The organism is Rhizobium sp. R339 (genome assembly GCF_002211395.1).
Taxonomy (GTDB): Bacteria; Pseudomonadota; Alphaproteobacteria; order Rhizobiales; family Rhizobiaceae; genus Rhizobium.
In genome coordinates this window covers 411139-425502 of sequence record NZ_LOKV01000001.1, presented here as the reverse complement: position 1 = coordinate 425502, position 14364 = coordinate 411139, and the positions used below count along the sequence as shown (strand labels likewise).

The 14364-nt window shown below is 61.8% G+C and carries 18 protein-coding genes and 1 pseudogene; 8 read left to right on the top strand and 11 right to left on the bottom strand.

Annotated features, from left to right (window positions below; all coding sequences use genetic code 11):
* The first annotated feature begins 52 nt into the window (after positions 1-52).
* On the top strand, positions 53-1195 hold the full coding sequence (locus ATY76_RS02060; RefSeq protein ID WP_088673107.1) for a PQQ-dependent sugar dehydrogenase: 1143 nt from the start codon (positions 53-55) through the stop codon (positions 1193-1195).
* A gap of 4 nt (positions 1196-1199) precedes the next feature.
* Here ATY76_RS02060 and ATY76_RS02055 read toward each other — a convergent pair whose 3' ends face one another.
* Positions 1200-1652, bottom strand: a complete 453-nt coding sequence (locus ATY76_RS02055; protein WP_088673106.1) for a DUF3052 domain-containing protein — start codon at positions 1650-1652, stop codon at positions 1200-1202.
* 98 nt (positions 1653-1750) lie between these two features.
* Here ATY76_RS02055 and ATY76_RS02050 point away from each other — a divergent pair, with 98 nt between their 5' ends.
* From ATY76_RS02050 to ATY76_RS02040, 3 genes are all read left to right on the top strand, one after another.
* Positions 1751-2641, top strand: a complete 891-nt coding sequence (locus ATY76_RS02050) for a DMT family transporter (RefSeq protein WP_088673105.1) — start codon at positions 1751-1753, stop codon at positions 2639-2641.
* Between the two features lie 486 nt (positions 2642-3127).
* Positions 3128-3343 carry a cold-shock protein gene (locus ATY76_RS02045; protein ID WP_003561293.1) on the top strand — a complete coding sequence of 72 codons (216 nt, stop codon included), beginning with the start codon at positions 3128-3130 and terminating at the stop codon, positions 3341-3343.
* Positions 3344-3485: 142 nt separating this feature from the next.
* Positions 3486-3941, top strand: a complete 456-nt coding sequence (locus ATY76_RS02040; RefSeq protein ID WP_190233568.1) for a BA14K family protein — start codon at positions 3486-3488, stop codon at positions 3939-3941.
* A 61-nt stretch (positions 3942-4002) separates the two neighbouring features.
* Here the strand turns inward: ATY76_RS02040 and ATY76_RS02035 are convergent, their stop codons facing one another.
* Entirely contained in the window at positions 4003-4875 is an 873-nt protein-coding gene (locus tag ATY76_RS02035; RefSeq protein WP_088673103.1) for an oxidoreductase, read from the bottom strand.
* Between the two features lie 35 nt (positions 4876-4910).
* Between ATY76_RS02035 and ATY76_RS02030 the strand changes: the two genes are divergently transcribed.
* A complete protein-coding gene (locus tag ATY76_RS02030) occupies positions 4911-5369 on the top strand; it encodes a helix-turn-helix domain-containing protein (RefSeq protein WP_088673102.1) in 459 nt (152 codons plus the stop codon).
* On the opposite strand, the gene ATY76_RS02025 is transcribed toward ATY76_RS02030, so the two are convergent.
* The 3 genes from ATY76_RS02025 to ATY76_RS02015 all read right to left on the bottom strand — a co-directional run bounded on the left by ATY76_RS02025 (position 5366) and on the right by ATY76_RS02015 (position 8099).
* Entirely contained in the window at positions 5366-6742 is a 1377-nt protein-coding gene (locus tag ATY76_RS02025; RefSeq protein WP_088673101.1) for an ATP-binding protein, read from the bottom strand. The two genes, ATY76_RS02030 and ATY76_RS02025, sit on opposite strands and share 4 nt — an antisense overlap.
* Before the next feature lie 163 nt (positions 6743-6905).
* On the bottom strand, positions 6906-7607 hold the full coding sequence (locus ATY76_RS02020) for a response regulator transcription factor (protein WP_088673100.1): 702 nt from the start codon (positions 7605-7607) through the stop codon (positions 6906-6908).
* Positions 7608-8099: a MarR family transcriptional regulator gene (locus ATY76_RS02015; RefSeq protein WP_088673099.1), complete on the bottom strand. Its 492-nt coding sequence runs from the start codon at positions 8097-8099 to the stop codon at positions 7608-7610.
* Positions 8100-8351: 252 nt separating this feature from the next.
* Here ATY76_RS02015 and ATY76_RS34020 point away from each other — a divergent pair.
* Positions 8352-8444 (top strand): annotated as a pseudogene (locus ATY76_RS34020) (branched-chain amino acid aminotransferase); the annotation flags it as partial.
* Positions 8445-8637: 193 nt separating this feature from the next.
* Here ATY76_RS34020 and ATY76_RS02005 read toward each other — a convergent pair.
* Together ATY76_RS02005 and ATY76_RS02000 are read right to left on the bottom strand one after the other, a co-directional pair.
* A complete protein-coding gene (locus ATY76_RS02005) occupies positions 8638-8907 on the bottom strand; it encodes a hypothetical protein (RefSeq protein WP_088673097.1) in 270 nt (89 codons plus the stop codon).
* A 314-nt stretch (positions 8908-9221) separates the two neighbouring features.
* The gene (locus ATY76_RS02000; RefSeq protein WP_088673096.1) at positions 9222-9839 is read right to left on the bottom strand and encodes a DUF1236 domain-containing protein; all 618 of its coding nucleotides are present in this window, start codon (positions 9837-9839) and stop codon (positions 9222-9224) included.
* 287 nt (positions 9840-10126) lie between these two features.
* On the opposite strand from ATY76_RS02000, the gene ATY76_RS01995 reads away from it, so the two are divergent.
* On the top strand, positions 10127-10780 hold the full coding sequence (locus ATY76_RS01995) for an MBL fold metallo-hydrolase (protein WP_088673095.1): 654 nt from the start codon (positions 10127-10129) through the stop codon (positions 10778-10780).
* Between the two features lie 192 nt (positions 10781-10972).
* On the opposite strand, the gene ATY76_RS01990 is transcribed toward ATY76_RS01995, so the two are convergent.
* The 4 genes from ATY76_RS01990 to ATY76_RS01975 form a co-directional block, all read right to left on the bottom strand.
* On the bottom strand, positions 10973-11314 hold the full coding sequence (locus ATY76_RS01990; protein WP_088673094.1) for a tRNA-binding protein: 342 nt from the start codon (positions 11312-11314) through the stop codon (positions 10973-10975).
* Between the two features lie 11 nt (positions 11315-11325).
* Positions 11326-12153 (bottom strand): pyrroline-5-carboxylate reductase, encoded by an 828-nt coding sequence (gene proC, locus ATY76_RS01985; protein ID WP_088673093.1) that lies wholly within the window; start codon positions 12151-12153, stop codon positions 11326-11328.
* Positions 12154-12654, bottom strand: coding sequence for a YbjN domain-containing protein (locus tag ATY76_RS01980; RefSeq protein ID WP_088673092.1), 501 nt, complete (start codon positions 12652-12654; stop codon positions 12154-12156).
* Between the two features lie 392 nt (positions 12655-13046).
* Positions 13047-13307 (bottom strand): accessory factor UbiK family protein, encoded by a 261-nt coding sequence (locus ATY76_RS01975; RefSeq protein WP_064684479.1) that lies wholly within the window; start codon positions 13305-13307, stop codon positions 13047-13049.
* A 203-nt stretch (positions 13308-13510) separates the two neighbouring features.
* Here ATY76_RS01975 and lgt point away from each other — a divergent pair, with 203 nt between their 5' ends.
* Positions 13511-14359 carry a prolipoprotein diacylglyceryl transferase gene (gene lgt, locus ATY76_RS01970; RefSeq protein ID WP_088673091.1) on the top strand — a complete coding sequence of 283 codons (849 nt, stop codon included), beginning with the start codon at positions 13511-13513 and terminating at the stop codon, positions 14357-14359.
* Positions 14360-14364: the final 5 nt, after the last annotated feature.

Below are 14364 nucleotides of genomic sequence, written 5' to 3'. Positions count from 1 at the left end.
AGCCGTCCCCTGCCCGCTCCACGTTCAGCATGGAAAGACGACGGGGAAGCAAATGAAGATAATATCCGCCTTCCATGTGGCCGCAGCGCTGGTTCTGTTCGCCGCTATACCGGCCGATGCGGCCGATACCGTCAACACGCAGGGCCCGGCTCTCCGCGTCGAGAAGCTCGCCGATGGCCTCGAACATCCGTGGGCGGTCGAGGTATTGCCCGACGGCGCCTATCTCGTCACCGAGCGGCCGGGCCGCATGCGGATCATCCGCGACGGCAAGCTCTCCGAGCCGATCGGCAATGTGCCCAAGGTCAGCGCCCGCGGCCAGGGCGGCCTGATGGACGTGGCGCTTGCCCCGGATTTTGCGACATCCAGAAAATTCTATTTCACCGCCGCCATCGCTAACGGCCAGGGTTCCGGCACCGAAGCCTTCAGCGCCACGCTTTCCAAAGACGAGAAGAAGCTCGAGGCGGTGAAACCTGTCTTCACCATGCGGCGCTTCACCTCGGGCAACATCCAGTATGGCTCGCGCATCGCGATCGCCCCTGACGGCACGCTGTTCATCAGCGTCGGCGACCGCGGCGACCGCGACCGTTCTCAGGACTGGCAGGATGATGCCGGCTCGATCGTCCACATCAATGCCGACGGCAGCATCCCCGCCGACAATCCGTTCAAGGACGGCGGCAAGGCGCTGCCGGACATCTGGTCGAAAGGCCATCGCAACCCGCAGGGCATCACCTTCGATGCCAAGGACGGCAAGCTCTACACCGTCGAACATGGCGCGCGTGGCGGCGACGAGATCAATCAGCCCGAGGCCGGCAAGAATTACGGCTGGCCGATCATCACCTACGGCCGTGATTATTCAGGCGCCGAAATCGGCGAAGGCACCGCCAAGGAAGGGCTCGAACAGCCGCTGCATTATTGGGATCCGTCCATCGCGCCCGGCGCGCTCGCCGTCTATCGCGGCGCCATGTTCCCGGAATGGGACGGCGACTTCCTCGTCGCGGCGCTGAAATTCCAGCTGCTGTCGCGCCTGCAGCGGGATGAGAGCGGCGCATTCGTTGCCGAGGAACGCCTGTTCGAAGGCGACTACGGCCGCATCCGCGATGTCGTCGTCGCGCCCGACGGCGCATTGCTGGTGGTGACGGACGAGGACGACGGCGCGCTGCTCAGGGTTTCCAGGGCGCAGGCGAGCAACGGCTGAGTCGTCACAGCGAACCGCGCAACTCCTTGCGGATGACGAATTTCAGCCCCGACCAGATCTCATCGACGGCGCAAACCTTGACGTCGACCAGGCCAGTCGGAAGCAGGATCTCCCGCAACACGTCCTCGGTGATGTCAGTCGCCACGCGTGAACTCTTCTTCGGCCAGGAGATCCAGATCATCCCGTCCGCCCTCAGAACATGGAAAAGCGCGGACGCGGCAGCCTCGAGCGCCGCCCGTTCGGTCACAAACAGATGCACATAGTCGAACACCCGCCGACGCGCTTCGGGAAGCGTGCGGACCACCGAGGCAAAACCATCGAAACCATGGATGCCGTCGATCGTCTCGGGAACGCCAATAAGAGCGGCCGCCTGCCCACTCGCGAGGCCGAGCTTCCTGGCGAGCGGCGTGCCGGAATAGCCCGCCGCACCACTCGCTGGCCGTTCTTCCCGTGGCATGCCCTCACCTCCGTCGTCAGGCGTGAAGTCTTCACCCTTGCCGAACGGAAACGCAACTGCTAACCGCTGGAGCACATCCCTTCCCCTTCGAGGACGACATGACGCGCGTTCAGGCGAACCTCCTTCTATTGCTTGCAGCCGCCATCTGGGGCGGCGGCTTCGTCGCCCAGTCGACGGCGATGAAGGCGATCGGCCCCTTCTGGTTCATCGCCCTGCGTTTTGCCGTCGCTACATTGGCGGTGCTGCCCTTCGTCCTCTTGGAAGCGCGCAAGGCGACGGTGAAGACAGACGCAGGCCATGCGAAACTCTACGTGCTCACCGGCCTTGCCCTCTTCCTGGGCGCCGCCACCCAGCAGGTCGGGCTGCAGACGACGACGGTGACGAATTCCAGCTTCATCACCGGCCTCTATGTCGTCTTCGTGCCGCTCATCGCCGTCTTCTTCCTGCGCCGTGCCCCGCATTGGATCATCTGGCCGGGCGCGCTGATGGCTCTCGCCGGCATCTACCTACTGTCCGGTGGCCATCTCTCGGCACTGACGACGGGAGATCTGCTGACCGTCGTCTGCGCCATCTTCTGGTCGATCCAGATCACCCTTGCCGGCACGACGGTTTCCAAGACCGGCAGGCCGCTTGCGCTGTCGGCCACGCAATTCGCCGTCACCGCGATCTGCGCGCTCGTCATCGCCGCAGCCGCCGAACCGATCAGCCTTTCGGCCATATGGGCCGCGGGACCTGAGATCCTCTATGTCGGCATCTTCTCGTCAGGCCTGGCCTTCGTGCTGCAGGTGATCGCCCAGCGCTACACCACGCCATCCCAGGCGGCGATCTTCCTCTCGTCCGAAGCGCTCTTCGGCGCTTCGCTCGCAGCCCTGCTGCTCGGTGAGTCGATGCCGGCGACGGGATATACAGGTTGTGCGCTAATGTTTACCGCTATGCTTGTGGTCGAGCTCGTGCCGGGATTGGCCCGCCGCCGCCTGCCGGCCGCCTGAACACGCGTCCAAATATGGGTGGATGCTGGATTCGAAAAAAATTTTAATGGATCCGGAAAGCCCGCTTACGTTGCATTTTTGGCAAAATCTGCCCGGAACTTACATTGCAGACGATATAAAACGTTAATCATTCCCTTTTCGCGAAGGAAATTTTGCGTTTTTGCGCAAATTGGCCGTGGGCGGGAGTGTGCTCTGAGCGACACGTTAAAAAACTTTTGCTTGCCAAAATCCCGGAAACGCCGCACTCTCGCCCCGTTCGGGCATTTTGCGAGCATGGGAAGTCCTTAAGTATTTGCGCGCCGGAAACGCTAATATTCCGGTCAGCCGGTTCCGAAAAAGGCGGGCGATAGTCCTGTCCGGGGCAGGCCGAGGTAGAGGGGACCTTTTTCTCACATTTCAAGAATTGCCTGCCAACACCTCCCGCAAGGAGGCAATGCTATGATGCTGCCCGTGTGGATGGCGGGCAGAGAGAAAAGGACCTGACGCATGGCCGAGACTGGCACTGTAAAATTCTTCAATACCGACAAAGGCTTCGGCTTCATCAAGCCGGACCGGGGCGGCGCCGATATCTTCGTTCACATTTCTGCCGTTCAGGCTTCCGGCCTGGCCGGTCTGACGGAAAACCAGAAGGTAAGCTTCGACACGGAGCCGGATCGCCGCGGCAAGGGCCCCAAGGCAGTCAATCTGCAGATTGCCGGCTGAGCCCTTAACAAGGCTGTCGAATTCGAGTTGAAGCCCGGCAGCAATGCCGGGTTTTGTCGTTCAGCCTTCGTTCAGCTGACAATCTATACCACTGACACCATCGAGAAAGGGACCGGCGTTCGGTTCCCGTCATTAGGATCTTATGCTTATGAACAGGCTCGCCAAGACTCTTCTGCTGACGGCAACGGCTGCCGCGCTTACCCTTTCTGCCATCGGCGAGGCATCGGCCCGCGATCGCCACTGGCGCCATCATAACAACAATGACGCCCTCGTCGGTGGCGCCGTCGGCCTCGCCACCGGCCTGATCGTCGGCTCGGCTATCGCCAACGCCAATAATGGTCCTGTTTACGAAGAGCGCCGCTATATCGATCCCGCCTACGAGCCGGATTACTACGAGCCCGCTCCGGTCTATCGCGCGCCGGCACGCCGCGTCTATGCCGAAGAGCCGCGCTACTACGCCCCCGTTCGCACGGCCGTCGAGCCCTGGACGCCGCAGTGGGAGCGCTACTGCTCCTACCGCTACCGCTCCTTCGATCCGCGCAGCGGCACCTATATCGGTTATGACGGCCGCAGCCACTTCTGCACCGCCGGCGGCTGATCGTTCACAATCCCTGATAAAAAGCGCCGCTCCTCAGCGGCGCTTTTGTTTTTTAGGCCCTTCACCCGGCCCTCTTTTCCCAGGGCATCGTTACCACCTCGGCATCCGGCTCGAAATCGGTCGAGACGCTGACGGCGCGCCATTCCCGGTCGGACGCAATGCGCGCCGCATCCGCCTTCTCGACATTGCGCACCGCATCGCTTCCGAGCAGCAGCCGCAACGGCGGCGCGTCAAGGCCGGCAATGTGGATGATGACCGCAGCCGCTTTGGCGGGGTCGCCGGGCTGACGGCCGTCATACTCGCGCTGGAAGCGCACGGTGGCGCCGACCGTTTCCGCATATTCCGCCCGCCCCTCGGCAAGCACCGTCGAGGCGCCGGCAAAATCCGTCCGGAAGCCGCCCGGCTCGACCACCGTCACCTTGATGCCGAATGGCGCGACCTCCTTCGCCAGCACCTCGGAGAAACCCTCGACGCCGAATTTCGCCGCCGAATAGGCGCCGCGTCCGGCAGGCCCGATACGTCCGCCGACGGAGGAGAACTGGATGATGTGTCCCGCCCCCTGCCCGCGCATCAGGGCGATTACCGCCTTGCTCATGATGACGGTGCCGAACAGGTTGGTTTCAATCTGGGCGCGGAAATCGGCAAGGCTGGTATCCTCGATCGAGCCGACATTGCCGTAGCCGGCATTGTTGACGAGCACGTCGATACGGCCGAACCTCTTGACGCCAGCCTCGACCGCGGCTGCGGCCGCTGTCTCGTCGGTCACGTCAAGCGCCAGCGTCAGCACCTGGCCGCCATAGCGCTCGGAAAGATCGGAAAGCTGGCCGGGATTGCGCGCCGTCGCCACCAGATTGTCGCCGGAGGCCAGAACCGCTTCCGCCAGCGCCCGGCCAATGCCGCGCGAGCTGCCTGTGATCAACCATACCTTTTGCATTGGAAACCTCTCCTTTATGGGTTCCCACACCATGTATGTCCTATTCTTTCCAATCGAAAGAAGGTACCGGGATGATCCATACCCACCTTGAGGTAACTGACGTGGCCGGCGACATTTTCGATTTCTGCAGCAATATGACGGATGAACAGGATGCCCGCGCCCGCGCCCTGATCGAACGGGCGGCGGCGAAATGGCCGCTGCGCATCCTGCATGTGCTGCTGGATGCCGGCGCTCCCTTGCGCTTCTCGCGCCTGCTGGAACGGGTCGAGGGCATCAGCCAGAAAGTGCTGACGCAGACGCTACGCACGCTGGAAAGCGACGGCCTGATCATCCGTACGCTCTACCCCGAGGTGCCTCCGCGCGTCGAATATGAATTGACCCCGCTCGGCCACGACCTCCTCATGCAGGTCGCAGCCCTCTGGCGCTGGATCGTCGGGCGCCTCGATGATTTCGATGCGCGCAAAGCGGTGAAGCTCGCTGCGCCGAACGTTTAAGCCGGAATGCGGATCGTCGCCCTCAAGCCTCCGAGCGGGCTGTCGCCGAGCGTGACGTTGCCGCCATGGCTGCGGGCGATGTCGCGGGCGATCGCAAGGCCGAGCCCGGTGCCTGATGCATCGAGATTGCGCGCCGTATCCAGCCGGAAGAACGGCTTGAACACATCCTCGCGATTCTTCTCCGGAATGCCCGGCCCGTCATCGTCGAAAATGACGGTCAGCCATTTGGCATTGTGCTTGGCCTCGATATCCAGCCTGTCGGCATAGCGCCGGGCGTTCGAAGCAAGGTTGGTGACGAGACGCATGAAGGCGTTCGGCCTGACCGATATGTCGTCGTCGCCTTCGATCGAATAGTTGAACCGCTTGCCGTGCAGGGCGAAGTCGGATTCCAGCTTCGCGAAGATTTCGCTCAGCTTCAGCTCGCCGACATCCTCTTCGACCTCGCCGCGCGCGAAGGCCATGTAAGCTTCCAGCATCGTCTGCATGTCGTTGACGTCGTCGTTGAGGCCGTGCAGGTCCGGATTGTCGCCGGCCAGCGCCAATTGCAGCTTGAAGCGGGTGAGGATGGTGCGCAGATCGTGGCTGACGCCCGAGAGCATTGCCGTGCGCTGCTCGATCTGCCGCTCGATGCGCTCGCGCATCAGGATGAAGGCAAGGCCGGCGCGCCTGACCTCGTCGGCGCCGCGCGGATAGAAATTGTCGGGCTTCTGCCCCTTGCCGAAGCTCTCGGCCGCCCGCGCCAGCATCAGGATCGGCCGGATCTGCCCGCGCAGGAAGAGGATGGAGATGCCGATCAGCACCAGCGAAGTGCCGACCATCCAGACGATGAAGATATGGGTATTCGAGGCATAGGTTTGGCTGCGCTTGGCCAGCACCCTGAGAATCTTGTTTTCGAGCTTGATGCGGATCTCGACGAGGTTCGAATTACCGACCGTATCGATCCAGAAAGGCCGGTGGATCTCGTCGGTGATCTCGTCGCTGAGGATGCTATCGAGGATCGAGAAGAACGGCTTGTCGCGCGGCGGCGGCAGGTCGCCGTCCGGCTCGATCGAGATCTGCAGGTTGAGCTGGTCGCGGGCGATGCGGATGATCTCGCTGTAATCCGAATTCTGCGGGTAGGTTTCGATGATCTCGATGATCGCGGCGATATCGCGGGTGACGGCAAGCGACAGCCGTTCCGTCACCATCTGCCAATGGCGCTCCATGAAGACGGCGGCGACGACGGATTGCAGCAGCACCATCGGAATGATGATGATCAGCAGCGAGCGCGCATAAAGCCCGGTCGGCAGCCGGCGGCGTAGCCAGCGGACGATCGAGCGCCAGCCGGGCACGGGAGCGCGGTCTTCCCGCCGCAAGCTGTCCACTGTCACCATCAGCGCCGGTCCTGGCCGCAATCTCTCTGTGTCACGCCGCTTCCATATCTCTCGAGCATGATGCCGAAAAGTGTGAGCGGTTTTCGGACGACATCATGCTCTAACTCTTTAATGTAGAACAGGATTCAGATCTTAGGCCAACCGGGCCTAAATTCATCCTGTTCTAGTCGATGCTCAGCCTGTATCCGATGCCGCGCACGGTCTGCAGCCAGACCGGATTGGCCGGGTCGTCCTCGATCTTGCGTCTCAGCCGGTTGATCTGCACGTCGATCGTGCGCTCGCCGACCTCGGCGTCGTCTCCGATCAGTTCGTGGCGGGGGATCGTATCGCCGGCGCGGCGCGCAAAGAGCAGCATGATTTCCTGCTCCCGGTCGGTCAGCCGGATCACCTCGCTCGCCCTCTTCAGCTCCTTGCGGGTGAGCGAGAAAGTATATGGCCCGAACATGACCTGCTCGATCTTCGGTCCCTCGCCGCCGGCATTGCGGCGCAGGATATTGTTGATGCGCAGCACCAGTTCGCGCGGATCGAAGGGCTTGGAGAGATAATCGTCGGCGCCCGCCTCGAGACCCTCGATCCGGTTGCCCGATTCCGCCAGCGCCGTCAGCATGATGATCGGCACGTTCTTGATGGCGCGAAGCCCGCGCGTGACCTGGATGCCGGATTCGCCGGGCATCATCACGTCCATGATGATGAGGTCGAAATCGAGGCCCGCAAGCTTGCGCTGCGCCTCGGCGCCATCGGCGGCGACGGTGACGCGGAAGCCGTTCTCGGCGAGATAACGATTGAGCAGGGCACGGATGCGGGAGTCGTCGTCGACCACCAGCAGATGCGCCGCATCGTCGGAAATACCTGTCTTGACCGCCATTCAATCCGCCTTCTGTCTGTCCCGCATGCCTCTGAGGAAAGCCTTTACGCCCTCTCGCGCCTCCGCAGAAGCACCATCGAATGCCCGTTCAATGCGGCGCGATTGCGGCTCCGCAAGGGCAAGCGCCAGCTCCCGCCCTGTTTTCGTCGGATAGAGCTTGCGCTGCCGCCGATCCTCGGGACCGGCTACCTGGCGAATATAGCCTGAATCGATCAGCTGTTTCAGCACCCTTGCAAGGCTCTGCTTGGTGATCTTCAGCGTATCCAAGAGATCGGCCACCGTCATGCCCGGATTGCGGTTGACGAAATGCACGACGCGATGATGCGCCCGGCCGAATCCGCTCTTTTCGAGAATGGCGTCAGGATCGGAAACGAAGTCGCGATAGGCGAAGAAGAACAGCTCGATGATCTCGAAATCGATCACGTCGGTATCTTCCATCGGCGTGGCAAGCAACTCCGGCTTGCCCGCTTTCGCTCCCGTCTGTCGTGACACTCGGCATTTCCTTTCTCTTTCCGCGCATCCGGAAACCTTCGCAAAGATATGTCAGCTTTATCGACATAAATTTACGTCGCTGCCAGGCTTTCCACACTCTGCGGGAGCCCGGCACGGACTGTATTTCCCTGGAAACGAAAGCCCCGCCCCTAACTCCGACGCATGCGCGATTTCCCCTTGCGTCTGTGGATAAAACGTAATGGGGACAACAATCAACAGGCATGGCGCTTCGAGTGCCGGAGGAGACCAGGGATAGCTTCCCTTGCTTTCGATCAGTTGGACGGCGAAATCTGGCTCAACGGCAAGTTCGTCGCCTTGAAAGACGCCAAGATCCACGTACTGACCCGGCCGCGGAAGTGCCCCGGTTTCTGAAATCGGCCCGTATCGCTTCACGCCGTCGAAGGAAGCCTATCCGGCGGCTGTCACCGCCGAATAAGACGTCTCGCGCGATCGGCCCGGCCGGTCATTCAAGGTGCTACAGCTTTCTTTGCACGCCTGAAAAGACGCGCGGCGCTGTGGTAACGGCCTGCCGGACCTCTTACCTGTGCGCCCGCGCCATCACCAGCCCGGCGAGCGTCGAGAGAATGCCGCCGCCGATCAGGCCGCCGATGCCGTCGGCGATCAGGCCGGCCATAGCCGCTTCTCCACCGACCATGCTGAGCAGCATGCCGCCGCCGACACCGCCGATCGCACCTGCGATCGTGCGGGCGACGACGTTGATCGAGTGCTGCTTTAACGCAGCACTCGCCGCATTGCCGCCGATGGCGCCGGCAATCAGTTGCACGACAAACGGAAGTAGCGCTTCCATGATTTCCTCCTCTGGCGATCTCCCCGATCGCCCATATATGCCGAACCTTCGGCATATTAGCATTTTATCATATTCAGGAGGAAAGCGTTAAGAAAATCAACCGATGCGGGATTAAGGCGGAGAGACTGCCGGCAGGCCGGCCTATATGTCTTTCGTCATGCTCGGGCTTGTCCCCGAGTATCTGCTTCCGCTTCATAGGGCAGCAGATCGTCGGCATAAGGCCGAGGATGGCGTGGGGTTGAACACGGCGGTCATCAAACTAAAGGCGGCCCCGTGGGCCGCCTCCTTCGATTACTACTCACGTCCCAGTCACGTCATTGATAGACGTAGACGATCCGGCGGGTACCGGGATCGACCAGCACCGGCCGATCGTTGATCCTTGTATAGCGATACTCGTAATCCGGAATCGTCTGGAAGGTGACGTCGGCGGGCACTTCCGCGCCGACCACGACATCGCCGCCGAGCCGTATCGTTTCAGTCGGATTGGTATCGATATAGGTGCGAACGGTTTCCGGCGGGGTAATGGTCTCGACGGCGCCGACCGGGCCGATCAGCTCATCGCCGGGCGCCGGCTGCGGATCGGCGGGCACGACGCTGGCGGTCGATTCGTAAGTCACGACGGGAACGCCGATCTCGGCGCGATGCTGTTCGACGATGACGGGGGTGCCGCCGCGGTCGACCTGCAGATAATCGGCATAGACCCAGCCGCGCATGCCGTTGACGTCGACGCGGCACCAGCGGCTGCCTTCGATGCAGCCGTCGAGCACCGCGGTCGAGCCACGCGTGGCAAGACCAACTGCCGGATATTGCGGGCCGGGGCCGGAGCGGACGTTGAGATCATTGACGGTTGTCACCACCATCTCCGCCTGCGCAAGACCACCGCTCGCCAGGAGCACGGCTCCAGCCAGCAGAATGTTTCTTTTCAAGGTCATGTGAGCGTCTCCTTGGTTTCGATGGGCTGACAACGCGCGGCCTTCCACGATGTTCCCTCCCGCTTCCCCCGGCGAAACCACACGCGGGAGAGGCTTCCTCCAAGCGACTGAAAAAACTGGATAAATTCCACAATCAACGGGTCAGCTCGGTGACACGAACCGTCATAAACTCTTGTTGCAATCCGTCTTTTTGCCGTGAAACAGGCATCGGTGGCGGAAGATTCCGGCTGTCCTTGGCGCGGTTTCGGACTATACCCGGAGCACACGAGACACCAAGCGAGGCACCTATGGGCATGCTCCAGGCCGGCATCATTCCGGTGACACCCTTCCAGCAGAACTGCACGGTTTTCTTCGATCCCGATACCCAGGAAGGCGTCGTCGTCGATCCGGGCGGCGACGTGCCGCTCATCCTTCAGGCAATCGAAAAAAGCGGTCTCACCATCAAGGAAATCTGGCTGACGCACGGCCATCTCGATCATGCCGGCGGTGCCAGTGAGTTGAAGGAAGCCCTCGGCGTCCAAGTGGTCGGTCCGCATCAGGACGACCTGCCGCTGCTGCAACGGATCGAGACCCAGGCCGCGACATACGGCATATCGGGATTGCGCAATGTCGTGCCCGACCGCTGGCTGAAGGATGGCGACAAGGTCTCCTTCGGCGACCACGAATTCGACGTCTATCATGCGCCGGGCCACGCACCCGGCCATGTCATCTTTTTCAACCGCGCGCAGAATTTCGCCCATCTCGGCGACGTGCTCTTCAACGGCTCGATCGGCCGAACCGACCTGCCCGGCGGCAATCATCAGCAGCTTCTCGATTCGATCCGCGACAAGGTGCTGCCGCTCGGCGACGATGTCGGCTTCATCTGCGGCCACGGCCCCGGCAGCCGCATCGGCGACGAACGGCGAAGCAATCCGTTTCTGCAGGAAATCAAGCCGCGTTGAGCATCCGCCCCAGGCACATCGAGCACCAACCCGCGACGTCATCCTCGGCCTTGTGCCGAGGATCTACGCACGTCAAATTAAGCCTATGAAAAACAAAGGTTTTTCTGTCAAACAATTGCAGTGGTCAGATGCTCGGCACAAGACCGAGCATGTCGGAAGAGAGTTTGCCAGCAAACTGATGTAAATCCACGCTCACATCATCTTCCTGCCGTTCGGCACCGGCTGTTCGACCGCCGCAAGCACGATCGCGCCGTTTTCGTCCTCGAATCCCAGCGTCAGCACTTCCGAGCGGAACGGCCCGATCTGGCGCGGCGGGAAGTTGACGACGGCGAGCACCTGCCGGCCGATCAGGCTTTCCAGCGTATAGTGCACCGTGATCTGTGCCGAGGATTTCTTGGTGCCGATCTCAGGGCCGAAATCGATGACCAGCTTGAATGCCGGCTTGCGCGCTTCCGGAAAGGGGCTCGCCTCGATGATCGTGCCGACACGGATGTCAACACGCTCGAAATCGGCGTAGGTGATCTCTTCGGCCATGTGGGTCTCCGTCAGCCGGCCAGTTCCTCGGCCCGCTTGCGCGCTGCCGCGAGGGCAGCATCGAACAGAGGCTGCATGCCGTCCTCGGCCATCAGCACGGAAAGTGCCGCCGCCGTCGTGCCGCCGGGAGAGGTCACATTCTGCCGCAGCCGCGACGCTTCGTCGGGGGACTGGTGCAACAATTCACCAGCCCCCGCGACCGTTTCCCGCGCAAGACGCATGGCGAGGTCCGCCTGCAGGCCGAGTTTACGGCCTGCTTCTGCCATGCATTCCACGAGATAAAACACATAGGCCGGACCGCTGCCCGAAAGCGCCGTCACGGCATCGATATCTGCTTCCTCAGGCACCCATTCGACAGGGCCCGAGACCTTGAGAAGGCCGTGCACACGCTCGCGCTGCTGATCGCTGACGGCGGCATTGGCAAAAGCGCCGGTCACGCCGCGCCCGACCATGGCCGGCGTGTTCGGCATGGCGCGCACCATGGCCGCCTTGCCAAGATGTTTTTCGAGAAAACCGAGCGTCTTGCCGGCCGCGACCGAGACGACGACCGTGTCCGGTCCGACGGCGCTCTTCACCGCAGGCAGCACCGTCTCCATCACCTGCGGCTTGACCGCAAGGAACAGCACTCCCGCCTTCAGCTTGGCCGGAAGAACGGTCAGATGCGTCGCCCCCGCCTCGTTAATCGTCGCCAGCATCGCCGGCGATGGGCCGGGATCGACGACAACCACCGCCGAGCCCGGAACGCCGCTTTTCAGCCAGCCGGAGAGCATCGCTCCGCCCATATTTCCGGCGCCGATCAGGACCACGGGATTTTTCGAGGAGAAAGCGTTCGCGGGCATCTATGCCTCGCCGACCGTTTCGAAGAGCACGGCTTCCATCGCCTTCGTCGCGTCCATGCCGGACCAGACGACGAACTGGAATGCCTGGAAATAGGCCTCGCAGGTGTCGAGCGCGCTGGAAAGCAGCACCTCCACCTGGCGGTTCGTAGGCTCCGCGCCACCGGCAAGCAGCAGCGACTGGCGGAAGATGACGACATCTTCCTGACGCCAGAGGTCGAAATGCCCCATCAGCACCTGCCCGTTGATCGCCGAGAGCAGCTTGACCACCTCGTTGACCCTGATGTCGGGAACTTTGATGTCGAAGGCGCAGCCGAGATGCAGCGCCTCGAATTCCTCCATCCAGGAGAAGGAGACATGGTAGTCCGCCCAGCGGCCTTCGACCGTCATCGCGATCTCGTCCTCGCCGGACCGTTCGAACGACCAGTCATTGTTGGAGGCCACGTACTCGATCATATCGACCGGGTTCGACTGACGCTCGACTTCCAATTCCATCAGGTTCATGCAGCACCTTCTTGACCGGAACGAATGCGACCTAACTTGCTGTTACAAACACAAGAAAAGACACACGCAAATACCGGAACCACCACTCGGATGATCGTTGAACCGCTGCCAGACTTAACGCAGATAACCTGCCCGGAGCTTACCAAGTCGCTTCGAATCATCATTTAAAATCAGTGTATAATGGCCCTTGCCACCTGCCAGCCCCCTGAGCGGAAAATAGGGCAAGGCCACTGTGGAAAGCACTTCGAAACTCAATTCACAAGGGAGAATAAGCGACTCTGCGTATTGGCTTTTTTGGCAGTGTCCACAGGTGGAAAACTCACCTGAATTTTTTGTGACGGACGCGGCATGGGGCAATGGAGCCATGCCGCGTCCCGCATTCTGTCGGAACTTTAATGGCCTTCGCCGGCAAGCCTTGCTTCAAGCGCCGCAATGCGGGCCGCAAGCGCCTCGTTCTCGTCGCGCGCCTTGATCGCCATCTCGCGCACGGCCTCGAATTCCTCGCGCTTGACGACGTCCATGCTGTTCAGCCAACGCTCGGCCTGAGCGTTGAAAGCAGTCTCGATTTCCTTGCGGACGCCCTGGGCGGCACCGGCCGCATCGGTCATCAGCTTGGCGAACTCGTCCATGATGCGGTTCGTTCCGGTCGTCATGGCGTTTTTCTCCCTTCGCATAAGGTGAATTCAGCCCCTCGGGGCCTCGAAGATTGAGGTAGGGCTTCGCCACCCGCGATGCAAGCGCTTTGCGCGCGATAGCCTTCGCGGGAAGGCGCAGCGCAGGAGCGATCACGAACAATGCACTTGACCGTCCGGGATCGCGGCGGCATGTTCCGCCGACCTTAACGGATGGGAAAACCTTGCCACCAGCAGCCAATCTCCTTGCCATCATGCCTTTCCCTGACATCGATCCGATCGCCATTTCGATCGGCCCTTTGGCGATTCATTGGTACGGCCTGGCCTATGTCGCCGGCATCCTGCTCGGCTGGGCCTATGCGCGCCGCATCGCTGCCAATGACAGTCTCTGGCCTGGCGATCGTTCGCCGATATCGAAGACGCAACTCGACGATTTCATCGTTTGGGCGGCCCTCGGCGTCGTGCTCGGCGGCCGTCTCGGCTACATCTTCTTCTACGACCTGTCCGCCGTCCTGCGCGATCCCGTGCGTGCGGTCGAGATCTGGAACGGCGGCATGTCCTTCCACGGCGGACTGGCCGGCACGACGATCGCCATGATCATCTTTGCCCGCCGCCACGCCATTCCGATTTGGAGCCTGTTCGACATCGTCGCCGCCGTCGTTCCCTTTGGCCTCTTCTTCGGCCGCATCGCCAATTTCATCAATGGCGAGCTCTGGGGCCGGCTGACCGACATGCCCTGGGCGGTGGTCTTCCCGACCGGCGGTCCTTTCGCCCGGCACCCGAGCCAGCTCTATGAGGCCGGCCTCGAAGGCATCGTCCTGCTCCTGGTGCTGGCCTTCTTCGTCTATGGCATGCGCGCGCTGAAAAGCCCCGGCTTCGTGTCCGGCGTCTTCGTCTGCGGTTATGCACTGTCGCGCATCTTCGTCGAGTTCTTCCGCGAGCCCGACGCCCAACTCGGCTACCTCCTCGGCACCAGCTGGCTGACGATGGGCATGGTCCTCTCCTCGCCGATGATCCTGCTCGGCCTCTGGGCGATGCTCCGAGCCCGCCGGCAGGCTGCGCTCCAGCTCTGACAATG

Bases quoted from the DNA above. Each gene is read 5' to 3' on its own strand.
- ATY76_RS02060 (WP_088673107.1), top strand. From the start codon at position 53: ATGAAGATAATATCCGCCTTCCATGTGGCCGCAGCGCTGGTTCTGTTC.
- ATY76_RS02055 (WP_088673106.1), bottom strand. From the start codon at position 1,652: ATGCCACGGGAAGAACGGCCAGCGAGTGGTGCGGCGGGCTATTCCGGC.
- ATY76_RS02050 (WP_088673105.1), top strand. From the start codon at position 1,751: ATGACGCGCGTTCAGGCGAACCTCCTTCTATTGCTTGCAGCCGCCATC.
- ATY76_RS02045 (WP_003561293.1), top strand. From the start codon at position 3,128: ATGGCCGAGACTGGCACTGTAAAATTCTTCAATACCGACAAAGGCTTC.
- ATY76_RS02040 (WP_190233568.1), top strand. From the start codon at position 3,486: ATGCTTATGAACAGGCTCGCCAAGACTCTTCTGCTGACGGCAACGGCT.
- ATY76_RS02035 (WP_088673103.1), bottom strand. From the start codon at position 4,875: ATGCAAAAGGTATGGTTGATCACAGGCAGCTCGCGCGGCATTGGCCGG.
- ATY76_RS02030 (WP_088673102.1), top strand. From the start codon at position 4,911: ATGTCCTATTCTTTCCAATCGAAAGAAGGTACCGGGATGATCCATACC.
- ATY76_RS02025 (WP_088673101.1), bottom strand. From the start codon at position 6,742: ATGGTGACAGTGGACAGCTTGCGGCGGGAAGACCGCGCTCCCGTGCCC.
- ATY76_RS02020 (WP_088673100.1), bottom strand. From the start codon at position 7,607: ATGGCGGTCAAGACAGGTATTTCCGACGATGCGGCGCATCTGCTGGTG.
- ATY76_RS02005 (WP_088673097.1), bottom strand. From the start codon at position 8,907: ATGGAAGCGCTACTTCCGTTTGTCGTGCAACTGATTGCCGGCGCCATC.
- ATY76_RS02000 (WP_088673096.1), bottom strand. From the start codon at position 9,839: ATGACCTTGAAAAGAAACATTCTGCTGGCTGGAGCCGTGCTCCTGGCG.
- ATY76_RS01995 (WP_088673095.1), top strand. From the start codon at position 10,127: ATGGGCATGCTCCAGGCCGGCATCATTCCGGTGACACCCTTCCAGCAG.
- ATY76_RS01990 (WP_088673094.1), bottom strand. From the start codon at position 11,314: ATGGCCGAAGAGATCACCTACGCCGATTTCGAGCGTGTTGACATCCGT.
- proC (WP_088673093.1), bottom strand. From the start codon at position 12,153: ATGCCCGCGAACGCTTTCTCCTCGAAAAATCCCGTGGTCCTGATCGGC.
- ATY76_RS01980 (WP_088673092.1), bottom strand. From the start codon at position 12,654: ATGAACCTGATGGAATTGGAAGTCGAGCGTCAGTCGAACCCGGTCGAT.
- ATY76_RS01975 (WP_064684479.1), bottom strand. From the start codon at position 13,307: ATGACGACCGGAACGAACCGCATCATGGACGAGTTCGCCAAGCTGATG.